General features: G+C 71.4%; 9 protein-coding genes. All 9 read right to left on the bottom strand.

The genetic code is table 11. The annotated features are described in order from the left end of the window. Nucleotides 1-46: 46 nt before the first annotated feature. The gene (locus tag CYL12_RS16450) at nucleotides 47-1,117 is read right to left on the bottom strand and encodes an aspartate-semialdehyde dehydrogenase (RefSeq protein WP_101848516.1); all 1,071 of its coding nucleotides are present in this window, start codon (nucleotides 1,115-1,117) and stop codon (nucleotides 47-49) included. 389 nt (nucleotides 1,118-1,506) lie between these two features. Next, entirely contained in the window at nucleotides 1,507-2,787 is a 1,281-nt protein-coding gene (locus CYL12_RS16440; protein WP_025104257.1) for an aspartate kinase, read from the bottom strand. An 81-nt stretch (nucleotides 2,788-2,868) separates the two neighbouring features. After that, complete coding sequence (locus CYL12_RS16435; protein WP_101848514.1) at nucleotides 2,869-3,783, bottom strand: DMT family transporter; 915 nt, start codon at nucleotides 3,781-3,783, stop codon at nucleotides 2,869-2,871. Beyond that, nucleotides 3,780-4,373 (bottom strand): recombination mediator RecR, encoded by a 594-nt coding sequence (gene recR, locus CYL12_RS16430; RefSeq protein WP_025104255.1) that lies wholly within the window; start codon nucleotides 4,371-4,373, stop codon nucleotides 3,780-3,782. Before recR ends, CYL12_RS16435 begins: the two co-directional genes overlap by 4 nt. Further along, entirely contained in the window at nucleotides 4,373-6,589 is a 2,217-nt protein-coding gene (locus CYL12_RS16425; protein WP_101848513.1) for a DNA polymerase III subunit gamma and tau, read from the bottom strand. Before CYL12_RS16425 ends, recR begins: the two co-directional genes overlap by 1 nt. 126 nt (nucleotides 6,590-6,715) lie before the next feature. Beyond that, nucleotides 6,716-9,223, bottom strand: coding sequence for a glycoside hydrolase family 65 protein (locus CYL12_RS16420; RefSeq protein ID WP_101848512.1), 2,508 nt, complete (start codon nucleotides 9,221-9,223; stop codon nucleotides 6,716-6,718). Continuing rightward, the gene (locus CYL12_RS16415) at nucleotides 9,220-9,978 is read right to left on the bottom strand and encodes a beta-phosphoglucomutase family hydrolase (RefSeq protein ID WP_101848511.1); all 759 of its coding nucleotides are present in this window, start codon (nucleotides 9,976-9,978) and stop codon (nucleotides 9,220-9,222) included. The genes CYL12_RS16420 and CYL12_RS16415 overlap by 4 nt, the downstream gene beginning before the upstream one ends. A gap of 99 nt (nucleotides 9,979-10,077) precedes the next feature. Further along, a complete protein-coding gene (locus tag CYL12_RS16410; protein ID WP_101848510.1) occupies nucleotides 10,078-11,298 on the bottom strand; it encodes an acetate/propionate family kinase in 1,221 nt (406 codons plus the stop codon). Beyond that, nucleotides 11,295-13,424 (bottom strand): phosphate acetyltransferase, encoded by a 2,130-nt coding sequence (pta, locus tag CYL12_RS16405; RefSeq protein WP_101848509.1) that lies wholly within the window; start codon nucleotides 13,422-13,424, stop codon nucleotides 11,295-11,297. Before pta ends, CYL12_RS16410 begins: the two co-directional genes overlap by 4 nt. Nucleotides 13,425-13,464 lie beyond the last annotated feature (40 nt).

Here is a 13,464-nt window from a genome sequence, read left to right as displayed (position 1 = left end):
CCGACCAGTCTAGTTCGCGGGCAGGACACCACAGACCATGCGTCGGTCAGGAGACCGGGGCAAGACGCTCCGCGAGCACCTCGGCGATCTGGACCGCGTTCAGCGCCGCGCCCTTGCGGAGGTTGTCGTTGCTGATGAAGAGCACGAGACCCTTGCCCTCCGGCGCGGACTGGTCGGCGCGGATGCGCCCCACGAAGCTCGGGTCCTTGCCCGCGGCCTGCAGCGGGGTCGGCACCTCGTCGAGCACGACGCCGGGCGCCGCGCTCAGCACCTCCCTGGCACGCTCCGGCGTCAGGTCGCGGGAGAACTCGGCATGGATCGACAGCGAGTGGCCCGTGAAGACCGGCACCCGGACACACGTGCCCGCGACGCGGAGGTCGGGGAGTTCGAGGATCTTCCGGCTCTCGTTGCGGAGCTTCTTCTCCTCGTCGGTCTCGTTGTCCCCGTCGTCCACCAGGTTGCCGGCGAGCGGGATCACGTCGAAGGCGATCGGGGCGACGTACTTCTCGGGCTCGGGGAAGTCGACCGCGGAGCCGTCGTGCACGAGCCGGAGGGTGTCTCCCTGGGCGAGCACGCCCTCGACCTGGCCGAGCAGTTCCTGCGCACCGGCGAGTCCGGAACCGGACACCGCCTGGTAGGTGGACACGATCAGCCGCTCGAGGCCGGCCTCGGCGTCGAGGACCTTCAGCACGGGCATCGCGGCCATGGTGGTGCAGTTCGGGTTGGCGATGATGCCTTTGGGGCGGTCGTCGATCGCGTGCGGGTTGACCTCGCTGACGACGAGCGGGACCTCGGGATCCATCCGCCAGGCGCTGGAGTTGTCGACGACCACGGCGCCGGCCTCGGCGAAGCGCGGCGCGTACGCCCGGCTGGCGGTGGCACCGGCGGAGAACAGGGCGATGTCGATGCCCGACGGGTCGGCGGCGTCCACGTCCTCGACGATCACCGTCTGCCCGCCGAACTCGATGGCCGTGCCCGCGGAGCGCGCGGACGAGAAGAGGCGCAGCTCGCGAATCGGGAACGAACGCTCCGCGAGAATCTCGCGCATGACAGTGCCCACCTGGCCGGTGGCGCCGACGATGGCGACGGAGAGTCCTGATTCGGAGATGCGGGTCATGATGTTCCTTGGCTTCGTGCGGTACGGCGTACGAGGCTTCGGGCGCGGCGTCGGGATGCTGAGGCTGCGCCTGGCGCCGGTGTCAGGGTTTCGGCGAGTCTATCGCGCCGCAGCCATCCCGGAGCCCGCCGGCGTGCTTTGCGTCACCCGCGGGGCCAGGCGCTCGCGCGAGGGCAGGCAACTGCGGCCAGGACAGCCTGAGCTCGCGCGAAAGCCTGGACAGCCGCGGGCTCGGGAGGACAGGCGGACCCGCGCGAACAGGCGAACGCGGGAGGACAGGCGGACGCGGGAGGACAGGCGGACGCGGGAGGACAGGCGCGCACGGACAAGACAGCCTGAACCGGCGCGAAAGCCTGGGTTGGCGCGGAGGACGGGGAAGCGAGTGGGGGTCAGCGACCGGTGCCGGCGTGGACCGTGGCCTCCGCGTCGCCGTCGAGGCCGTAGGCGGTGTGCACCGTGCGGGCGGCCTCGGTGAGGTCGGTGTCGCGGAGCACGACCGAGATGCGGATCTCCGAGGTGGAGATCATCTCGATGTTGATGCCGCCGGCGGACAGCGCCTCGAACAGGGTCGCCGAGACGCCGGAGTGCGTGCGCATCCCCGCGCCGACCACGGACAGCTTGCCGATCTGGTCGTCGTGGATGAGGTTCTGGAAGCCGACCTCGGTCTGCTCGCCGGCGAGGGCCTTGAGCGCGGCAGCGGCGTCAGCCTTGGGGACCGTGAAGGAGATGTCGGTGCGTCCCGTCGCCGACACGTTCTGCACGATCATGTCGACGTTGGCGCCGGACTTCGCGACGATCTTGAAGATCTCGGCCGCCTTGCCCGGAACATCGGGCACGCCGGCGACGGTGATCTTGGCCTGGCTGAAGTCGGTGGCGACGCCGGCGACGATCGGTTCTTCCATGACTGCTCCCTCGGCTTCGCGAGGGTTCTTCATGCCCTCGCCCAGAACGTATGTGCCCTCGGCCGACGAGAACGTCGACCGGGCGTGGATGAGGACGCCGTGCCGGCGGGCGTACTCCACGGCACGGATGTAGAGGACCTTGGCGCCGTTGGCGGCGAGCTCCAGCATCTCCTCGCTGGAGACGTGGTCGAGCTTCTGCGCCTTCGGGATCACCCGCGGGTCGGCGGTGAAGATGCCGTCCACGTCGCTGTAGATCTCGCAGACGTCGGCCGACAGCGCGGCCGCCAGCGCGACGGCCGTCGTGTCCGAGCCACCGCGGCCGAGCGTGGTGATATCGCGGGTGTCGCGGTTGAAGCCCTGGAAGCCCGCGACGATGACGATCGCGCCCTCGTCGAGCGCCTCGCGGAGCCGGACGGGCGTGACGTCGACGATGCGCGCCGCGCCGTGCTGCGAGTCGGTGATCATCCCGGCCTGGCTGCCGGTGAACGACCGGGCCTCGAAGCCCATGGAGTGGATCGCCATCGCCAGCAGCGCCATCGAGATCCGCTCGCCGCTGGAGAGCAGCATGTCGAGTTCGCGTGGGGCGGGGATCGGCGCGACCTCGTTCGCCAGATCCAGCAGCTCATCGGTGGTGTCGCCCATCGCGCTCACGGCGACGACGACGTCGTGACCGGCGCGGCGCGTGTCGACAATGCGCTTGGCGACGCGCTTGATGCTCTCTGCGTCGGCGACCGACGAGCCGCCGTACTTCTGCACGATGAGGGCCACGTTCACTCCCTGGGATGTCGGGCGGATCCGCCCACGGTCATTCTACGATCGGCGCGCATGCCACCCCGCGCATGTGACGGCTCAGGCCGGCGCGGGCGGCACGGGCGTCATCGGACGCAGCCGCCCTCCGGTGGCCGCGAACCAGCAGCCGACGATGATCAGCGGGAATCCGAGGAGGAGACCCGGGGTCAGCGGTTCGGCGAGCACGATGGCCCCGAGCACGATCGCCACGACCGGGTTCACGTAGGTGAACAGCGGCGCCCTGACCGGTCCGACCTCGCGGATGAGGGCGAAGAACGCCAGGAAGGCCACCGCCGTGCAGACGACGGCGAGGGCGAGCAGGGCGCCGAGCGACGGGAGCGTCGGAACCTCGTGCTGCGTGAGCAGGCCGATGGGGAGATAGACGATGCCGATCATGAGCAGCGACAGCGTGATCGTTCCGAGCGAAGGGACGTCGTTCAGCTTGCGAGCCACGATGAACGGCGCGATCGCGTAGAGCACCGCGACGAGCAGCACCTCCCCGGCGGCGAGGAGGCTCACCTCTCCCCCGAAGAGCCCCGGTCCCGCCACCACGACGGCCACGCCGACGAAGCCGACGAGCAGACCGATGCCGCGGGCGGGGCGCAGCACGCCGCGGTCTCCGCCGCCCAGCGCGATGAGGGCAGCGAACAGCGGAACCGTCGCGACGAGGAGTCCTGTCATGCCGGAGGGAAGCGTCATCTCGGCGTGGCCGAGGAGGAGGAAGGGACCGGCCATCTCCACCGCCCCGAACGCCAGCACCCACGGCCAGTGCCGCAGGGCCGCGCGGAGGGCGCCGCTCCGCAGGGCGAACGGCAGCAGGAGGAGGGCGGCGATCAGGGTGCGTCCGGCGACGACCGCCGGCGGAGAGATCGACTCCACCGCCACGCTGATGAAGAGGTAGGGCACACCCCACAGCAGGGCCATGGCGCCGAAGAGCAGCCAGCCCCGCCGCGAGAAGCCGGACTGCGGGGTCACAGCACGCGCCGGCCCTCGAAGGCTCGACCGAGCGTCACCTCGTCCGCGTACTCGAGGTCACCGCCGACCGGGAGGCCGGAGGCGAGCCGGGAGACCGTGATCTGCATCGTCGTCAGCAGCCGACTCAGGTAGCTGGCCGTCGCCTCCCCCTCCAGGTTGGGGTTCGTGGCGATGATGACCTCCTGCACGGTGCCGTCGGCGAGGCGCGTCATGAGTTGAGCGATCCGCAGATCGTCCGGACCGATGCCCGCGATGGGGCTGATCGCGCCGCCGAGCACGTGGTACAGGCCGCGGAACTCGCGGGTGCGCTCGATCGCGGCGACATCCTTCGCATCCTCGACCACGCAGATCAGCGCCTGGTTGCGGCGCGGGTCGCGGCAGATGGCGCAGCGCTCCTGCTCCGCGACGTTGCCGCAGATCTCGCAGAACCGGACCCGGATGCGGATCTCGGTCAGCAGTTCGGCGAGACGGGCGACGTCGAACGTCGGCGTCTGCAGGATGTGGAAAGCGATGCGCTGCGCGGACTTCGGGCCGATGCCGGGAAGGCGGCCGAACTCGTCGATCAGCTCTTGGACGATGCCGTCGTACATCAGGAGAACCTCGTGGGGGGCTCGTAGGGCTCTTCGCGAAGGAACGTCGCGCCGAGCACCTGGCGGATCACGGCCTCACCGTAGCGCTGCACGCCCCCGGCGGGGGTGCGCTCGATGACGACCGGTGGAGCGGCGGCGGGAGCCGTGCGCGGGGCCGCCTGCGGGGCCGCGGTCGGGGTCGCTCGCGGGGAGGGAGGGCGGTCGTACGGAGCCGGAGGCTCGTACGCCGGATCGTACGGCGGCTCCTCGTCGAAGGCGGGAGCCTCGTCGTCACCGGGCAGGGGTGGCTCGTCGCGGTCGATCCTGCCGTCGGCCGGCGGAGCGGGAGCGGCAGCGGCGGCCTCGACCTCCTCCGGCTCCTCGTCGACGGCGAGCGGTGCGGCGGGCGGCGCCGTGTCGGTCGTCGGGATCGGCGCGACCGCCCACTCTGTCACGGGGGCGGCGGCGGAGCGCGTCTGCGAACGGGAGGGACGCGCTGAGGCAGGCTCCGATGCGGGGGCGGCGTCAGCCGGCGCGGCGGATCCGGACGAGGCCGGCTGCCGCGGCGCACCACCGGGCGGCATCGGTGCCGGGAGGTATTTGACCCGTACCCCGACCTCCTGCTCGATGGCGGTACGGAGGTGGTCGGACGGCCCCGAGCCGGGCGTGGTCCCCTTGAACTTCGAGACGTCGTGCTGGCTCGTGAATCCGAGGGTCAGCACCTCGGAATCGCCGTCGTAGGCGAGGGGCTGCACGGCAGTCGCGAGCAGCCAGGAGGTGCGACTGATGCCCTCGAGACGCTTCAGCACGGCGGGCCAGGCGTCGCGGACCCGGTCGAATGTGACGGGAGCGGACGGCTCCGGCGTCGGCCTCGGTTCCGGGGCGCGGTCGGGCTCGGGAGCCGCGTCCGCGGAGCTGGGGGCAGTCGGCGCGGACGGCGGGGGCGAAGCTGCGGCGGGTGTCGCCGGAACGAGCGTCGCCGGAGCGGGCGTCGCCGGCGCGTCAGGCGTCACGGTCGCAGGCGGCGTCACAGTCGCCGGCGGGACCACCGGAGGATGGGTCGTCGCCGGCGGGTGCATCGCGCCCGATGCGGACGAGCCGGACGCCATCGCCCCACCCGACGCGGCGGCGAGCACCCGAGCGACCATCAGCTCGAGGTGCAGACGCGGTGAGGTCGCTCCGGACATGTCGTCGAGCGCCGCGCTGACCACGTCGGCCGTGCGGGAGAGCCGCGCGGCGCCGAACGACTCGGCCTGCCGGCGCATCCGGTCGAGCTCGTCCTCCGCGATGCCGCGCAGCACGGCGGACGCGCCGGAACCGACGGCGGCGATCACGATGAGGTCGCGCAGACGCTCCAAGAGGTCGTCGACGAAGCGCCGCGGGTCTTGTCCGGTCTGCACGACGCGGTCGATGGCGGGGAAGGCGGTCGCAGCGTCGCCCGCGGCGAGCGCGTCGACGATCTCGTCGAGGAGGGCACCGTGGGTGTACCCGAGCAGCGCCACCGCTCGTGCATAGCCGACGGTGACGGTCTCCGACCCGGCCGGGGCGTCCGAGCCGGCGATGAGCTGATCCAGCAGCGAGAGGGTGTCACGCGGCGACCCTCCCCCGGCGCGGACGACCAGCGGCAGGACGCCCTGCTCGACGATGACGCCCTCCTCCGCACACAGCTTCTCGACGTACTCGAGCATCGCGGCGGGCGGTACCAGCCGGAACGGGTAGTGATGGGTGCGCGAGCGGATCGTGCCGAGGACCTTCTCGGGCTCCGTCGTGGCGAAGATGAATTTGACGTGCGGCGGGGGCTCCTCCACCAGCTTCAGCAGCGCATTGAACCCCTGCGGGGTGACCATGTGCGCCTCGTCGAGGATGAAGATCTTGAAGCGGTCTCGGCTCGGGGCGAAGGTCGCGCGCTCGCGGAGGTCGCGGGCGTCGTCGACGCCGTTGTGGCTCGCCGCGTCGATCTCGACGACGTCGAGCGAACCGCCGCCCGCGCGGGACAGCTCGACGCAGCTCGGGCACGTGCCGCAGGGGGTGTCGGTCGGCCCTTCCGCGCAGTTCAGGCAGCGGGCGAGAATGCGCGCGGAGGTGGTCTTGCCGCAGCCGCGCGGACCGGAGAAGAGGTAGGCGTGGCCCACGCGGTCGCCGCGCAGCGCGGTCATGAGCGGATCGGTCACCTGCGACTGCCCGATCATCTCGCCGAACGTCTCGGGTCGGTAGCGGCGGTAGAGGGCTGTGGTCACCCCTCCAGCCTACGGCGTGCCACCGACGTTGCTCCCCTCGCGATCGACCCGGCCCTTATCGCGCGACCCACCCCCTTGCGAACGTCCGCAAGGGGGTGGGAGGCACACAAAGGGGTGGGGCGGCGGTCAGTCGATGGTCTCGATGACGGGGATCGCGCTCGTGATCACCGGGACCGAGGCCGAGAGGCGGGTGCCGTCGTCGCGGCGGGCGTCGGCGAACTCCTGCAGCGTCGGGCGCCCGGGGATCACAGGTCCCTGGTTCGCGAGCGGGACGATGACCTCGTCCTCCAGGGTGGCGATGTACGCATTGTCCCGCACGCTGAACGGCACCGGGGGTCCGCTGCGCACCTGCACGCGGAGCTCATGCCGCGTCACGGTCACCTGCATCGCGGTCCCCTGCCACTGCAGCGGGAACGACAGGGACGGCCAGGACTCCGGGAGCCGCGGATCGAAGCTGAGGTCGCCGCCGTAGTCGCGCATGCCGCCGAAGCCGCACACGAGGGCCGTCCACACGCCACCGGCCGAGGCGACGTGCACGCCGTCCGCCGCGTTGTGGTGCAGGTCGTGCAGGTCGACGAACAGCGACTGCTCGAAGTACTTCTGCGCGAGGTCCTGGTAGCCCACCTCGGCCGCGAGGATCGACTGCACGACCGCCGAGAGGGTCGAATCACCCGTCGTCAGCGGGTCGTAGTAGTCGAAGTCGGCCTTCTTCTCCTCCGGCGAGAAGTGGTTCCCCTGCAGGAAGAGCGCCAGCACGACGTCGGCCTGCTTGAGCACCTGGAAGCGGTAGATCACGAGCGGGTGGAAGTGCAGCAGCAGCGGACGCTGGTCGGCCGGGGTGTTCGCGAGGTCCCAGACCTCCCGCTCCAGGAACAGCGAATCCTGCGGGTGGATGCCGAGGCTCTCGCTGTACGGGATGTACATCGCCTCCGCCGCGCGCTCCCAGGACTCCGCCTCACCGGAACCGAGGCCTGTCCGCTCGACGAGAGCCGCGTAATCCTCCGGGTAGCTGTCGCGGATCTCCCGCACGACCTTGGCCGCGTAGCGGAGGTTGTACCGCGCCATGACGTTCGTGTACAGGTTGTCGTTCACGACGGTCGTGTACTCGTCCGGGCCGGTGACGCCGTGGATGTGGAACGTCTGGAGGCCGTCGCCGGCGCCGGACTGCTCCACCAGCCGGGAGCCGCGCCAGAAGCCGAGGGTGGCCCAGAGGCGTGCGGTCTCGATGGCGACGTCGGCGCCCTCTCGGCGGAGGAACGCCTCATCCCCCGTCGCCCGCACGTACTTGCCCAGCGCGAAGCTGATGTCGGCGTTGATGTGGTACTGCGCGGTCCCGGCGGCGTAGTACGCCGAAGCCTCCTCGCCGTTGATCGTGCGCCACGGGAAGAGCGCGCCCGCTTCGTTGAGCTGGGCGGCCCGGCGGCGCGCCGCGGGGAGCATCTTCACTCGGGCCCGGAGCGCGTTGTAGGCCCAGCGCGGCGTCGTGTAGGTGAGGAACGGGAGCACGTAGATCTCGGTGTCCCAGAAGTAGTGGCCGCTGTAACCGGACCCGGTGAGTCCCTTGGCCGGCACACCCGCGCCGTCCGCCCTGGCCGAGGCCTGGGCGAGCTGGAACAGGCACCAGCGCGTGGCCTGCTGCAGGTCGTCGCGGCCGCCGATCTGCACGTCGCTGCGCTCCCAGAACGCGTCGAGCCACTCGCGCTGGCGACGGAACACCGTCTCCACGCCCTCGTCGGCGGCCCGGTCGAGCGACCGACGGCAGCGGTCGACGAGCTCGCGCGGCGGCACGCCCCGCGAGGAGTGGTAGCTGACGAGCTTGGTGAGGGTGATCGGGACGCCGGCCTTCGCCTGCACCCGGAAGACGTTCTTGGCGATGTCCGGCTCGATGAGCGTCCGGACGTTGTAGTCGTTCTCCGTCTCGATGATGTGATCGGCGACGACGGCGACGGTCATCCCGGAGGCGGCGACCCGGTAGGACAGCGCGGAGCGCAGGCCGTCCTGCCAGTGCTCGGCGGGCTGCAGCACGCGGTCCGCGATGCGCTCGGCCTTGCGCGGGTCGAAGGCGGCGCCCTTGGTCGTCATCGGGGAGCCGGCGTAGACGCCCGCCCCGTCCTGACGGTTGAGCAGCTGGCAGCTGATCGTGACGGGGGCGTTGGCGTTCTCGACGACGACCTCGAGCCGCAGCACGGCGAGATGGCGCTCCTCGAAGCTCACGAGGCGCTGATCCCGCATGCGCACCCGCTTGCCGGACGGGGTCTCCCAGACCACGCGCCGTTCCAGCACACCCGTACGCATGTCGAGCGTGCGGGCGTACTCTCGCACGTCCGCGTCGTCGAGGGAGATCGGCTCGTCGTCGACGTAGAGCCGCATCACCTTGGCGTCGGGGGCGTTGACGATCGTCTGGCCGACCTCGGCGAAGCCGTAGGCCTGCTCGGCGTGCCGGATGGGCCACGTCTCGTGCAGGCCGTTGATGAACGTGCCGTGCTCCTGCGCGCCGCGCCCCTCGATGTGGTTGCCCCGGAGCCCGAGGTAGCCGTTGCCGACCGAGAACAGCGTCTCGCCGACGCCCTCCTCCGAATAGCGCGTCTCGATGAGACGCCACGGGTCGACGGGGAAGCGGTCGCGGTCGATCATGCGGTCTCCGGGGTGTCGATGCGGGTGTCGGGAAGCAGGACGCCGAGGTCGTCGACGACGTGGGTGGCGCCGGCGGCGCGGAGGGCGTCCGCGCCCGCTCCGCGGTCGACGCCGATGACGACGGCGTACCCGGCGGCGGCGGCGGAGGCGGCGCCGGAGGTGGCGTCCTCGACGGCGATGCTGCGCGCCGGGTCGACACCGAGGGCCGTGGCGCCGGCGGCGAACATGTCGGCGGCGGGCTTGGAGGCGAGATGCTCGCGCTCGGCGACGACGCCGTCGATCACGACGCGGAAGAAGGAGCGGATGCCGGCGGCCGCCAGCACCTCCTCGGCGTTCTTGGAGCTGGAGACGACACCGAGCGGGATCCCGGCGGCGTGCAGGGCCTCGACGACGGCGAGCGACCCGGGGAACGGCGCGATGCCCTGGCTGCGGAGGGACGTCGCGAACGCGGCGTTCTTGCGGTTGCCGATCCCGCAGATGGTCTCCGCCGACGGGTCGTCGTCCACGGAGCCCCACGGCACCTCGACGTTGCGGCTGCGCAGCAGGCTCGCGACGCCGTCATAGCGCTTCTTGCCGTCGACATAGGCGAAGTAGTCCTCGTCGGTGTACGGCGGGGTGATCTCCCAGCGGGCGAAGACGTCGTCGAAGACCGCCTTCCAGGCGCGCATGTGCACCTCGGCGGTCGGCGTGAGGACGCCGTCGAGGTCGAACAGCACACCGTCGGCGTGGAACAGGTCGGGCAGCGCGTCTGGCACAGAGCCTCCAGGAGAAGGACGAGGGTCGGGTCGGCACCTCTCCGTGCCACTGTGCAAGCGTAATGGCGGTGGCGCGCGCGGGGTAACCCCGGACCGCGATCAGAGCAGTTCGGCGGTCTGCCTGGCGATCTGGAGCTCCTCGTCGGTGGGGACGACGAGGACCGTCACGGCGGAGTCATCGGTCGAGATGACGCGCACCCCGCGCTCCTTCGCCTCGTTGCGAACCGGGTCGATCTCGATTCCCGCGAAGCCGAGCGTCGCCATCGCCGCGGCCCGCACGGGCGCCGCGTTCTCGCCGACCCCGGCGGTGAACGACACGACGTCGACCCCGCCGAGCTGGGCGATGTAGGCGCCCGCGTAGGCTCGCAGCCGGTGGACGTACACGTCGAAGGCGAGCGTCGCAGCCTCCTCCCCCGCGGCGACGCCCGCGAGGATGTCGCGCATGTCGCTGCGACCGGCAAGCCCGGCCAGCCCGCTGCGCGTGTTCAGCAGCGCGTCGAGGTCGTCGATGGTGTAGCCGGCCCGACGGGACAGGTGCACGAGAGCGGCGGGGTCGATGTCGCCCGACCGCGTCCCCATGACCAGGCCCTCGAGCGGCGTGAGGCCCATCGAGGTCTCGACCGAGCGGCCCGCGTCGATCGCGGTGACCGAGGCGCCGTTGCCGAGGTGGAACACGAGCTGCCGGAGCGTCCCGAGGTCGCGTCCGAGGAAGCGCGCGGCGGTCTCGCTGACGTACTGGTGGCTCGTGCCGTGGAACCCGTACCGGCGGACCCGGTGCTCGGCGGCGAGCTTCGCGTCGATCGCGTACGTGTAGGCCGCGGGCGGGAGCGTCTGGTGGAACGCGGTGTCGAAGACCGCGACGTGCGGAACGGCGTCGAACACGGCGCGGGCCGCCCGGATGCCGGCGAGGTTCGCCGGATTGTGCAGCGGCGCCAGCACGGCGAGCTCGTCGATCTGCCGCTCGACGTCGGTGTCGATCAGGGTGGGCGCATAGAAGCGGGCACCGCCGTGCACGACGCGATGCCCGACCGCGACCGGCGGATGCGCGTCGAGCGAGGGACCGTGCGCCGCGAACTGCGCCCGCATGACCTCGAAGGCCGCGGCGTGGTCGGGGATGGGCTGCTCGTCGCGGTAGGTGGCGTCGAGCATCGTGGTCGACGGTCCGTCACCCGGCTCGGGACGGACGGTGTGGGCGACGGGGCTGGACTCCTGCCCGATGCGCTCGATCAGCCCGCTGGCGAGCTCGTCCTCGTGCGCGGTGTCGATGAGGCTGTACTTCAGCGAGGACGACCCGCTGTTGATGACGAGGATCGCACTCACGCCTCCTCCTCCGCTCGCTCGGTGCCCTGGGCCTGGATCGCCGTGATGGCCACCGTGTTCACGATGTCGTCGACGAGCGCGCCGCGGGACAGATCGTTGATCGGCTTGTTGAGCCCCTGCAGCACCGGGCCGATCGCCACGGCGCCGGCGGAGCGCTGCACGGCTTTGTAGGTGTTGTTGCCCGTGTTGAGGTCGGGGAAGACGAACACGGTCGCGCGCCCCGCCACGGCCGAGTCGGGGAGCTTGGCCTTGGCGACCGCCGCGTCCGCCGCGGCGTCGTATTGGATGGGACCCTCCACGAGGAGTTCGGGAGCGCGCTCGCGCACGAGCGCCGTCGCCGCCCTGACCTTGTCGACGTCGGCCCCCGACCCGGACTCGCCGGTGGAGTACGACAGCATCGCCACGCGGGGGTCGATGCCGAACTGCCGGGCGGTAGTGGCGGAGGAGATCGCGATGTCGGCGAGCTGCTCGGCCGTCGGGTCGGGGATGACCGCGCAGTCGCCGTACACGAGCACGCGGTCGGCGAGGGCCATGAGGAACACGCTGGAGACGACGTTCACGCCCGGCTTGGTCTTGATGATCTCGAACGACGGACGGATCGTGTGCGCCGTGGTGTGCGCCGCTCCGGAGACCATGCCGTCGGCGAGCCCGAGGTGCACCATCATCGTCCCGAAGTAGGAGACGTCCGTGACGGTGTCGGCCGCCTGCGCGACCGTGATCCCCTTGTGGGCGCGCAACCGGGCGTACTCGGCGGCGAAGCGCTCCACGAGGGCAGGATCGGTGGGACTCAGCACCTGGGCGCCGGCGATGTCGAGCCCGAGCTCCGCCGCCCGCGCGCGGATCGCACCGTCGTCGCCGAGGATCGTCAGCTCCGCCACCTCGCGGGACAGCAGGGCCGCCGCCGCGCGGAGGATGCGGTCGTCGTCTCCCTCGGGGAGGACGATGTGACGACGGCGGGACCGCGCGCGCTCCATCAGGCCGTACTGGAACATCAGCGGCGTGACGACGTGTGACTCCGCGAGCCCGAGCTGCTCGGTGAGCTCGACCACGTCGACATGCGCCTGGAAGAGTCCGAGCGCCCGGTCGTAGCGTCCGCGGGAGTCGGCGGAGATGCGGCCGCGGGCGCCCATGACCCGCACCGCCGTGTCGTAGGTGCCCAGGTCGGTGGTGATGATCGGCACCGAGGAGGAGAAGCCGTCGAGGAGCTGCCGGATGGGATCGGGCAGGGGGAACGGACCGTTGAGGATGATCCCGGCGATCCGCGGGAACGTGCCGGAGGAGTCCGCGAGGAGGGCCGCGAGCAGCACCTCGGTGCGGTCGGCGGGGATGACGACCACGGCCTCGTCGGTCAGGCGGGGCAGGACGTTCACCATCGACATGCCGGCCACGACGATCGACAGCGCGACCGCCGTCAGGCGCTCCCCGTCGCCTTTGAGCAGCGTCCCGTCGACGGCGGAGACGATGCCGCGGATGGACGGCGCGACGAGCGCGCGGTCCTCGGGCAGCGCCCAGACCGGGGTCCCATCGGGGAGGACGGCCCGCACCGCGTCGACGATGGCGTCGAGTCCGTCCGGGTCGGCCCTGTTGACGGCCACCGCAAACAGCTCCGCGCGCTCCTCGGCGAGCTCGGGGAGGGCCAGGGCGGCGATCTGGCCGACGGCAGCGGGCTCCCGCGCGGTCGTGGTGCCGAGTTGCTCGGCCTGCCGCTGCTGGTCGCGTCCGCTCAGCACGAGCAGGACGGGGGCGCCGAGGTTCGCCGCGATCCGCGCGTTGAAGCCCAGCTCCGCGGGGCTCGCGACGTCGGTGAAGTCGCTGCCGACGATCACGACGGCGTCGCACTGCGCTTCGACGGCCTTGAACCGGGCCACGATCGTCGACAGCGCACCGTCCGGATCGGCGCGCACGTCGTCGTAGGTGACACCGATGCAGTCCTCGTAGTCGAGCTGGACACCGTCATGGGCGAGCAGCAGCTCGAGGATCTCGTCGCGCTCCGCGACCGCCCGCGCGATCGGGCGGAAGACCCCGACGCGCGGTGACACGCGCATCAGCGCATCGAGCACCCCGAGGGCGATCGTCGACTTCCCGGTGTGGCCTTCGGCCGAGGTGATGTAGATGCTCCGCGACACGGCTCCAGCTTAGGCGGGCACGCTGACACCGCGCCGTGCC

The organism is Zhihengliuella sp. ISTPL4 (assembly GCF_002848265.1).
Taxonomy (GTDB): domain Bacteria; phylum Actinomycetota; class Actinomycetes; order Actinomycetales; family Microbacteriaceae; genus Microbacterium.
Note: the sequence above shows the minus strand (reverse complement) of the source record. Positions and strands in the feature narration are given on the sequence as shown.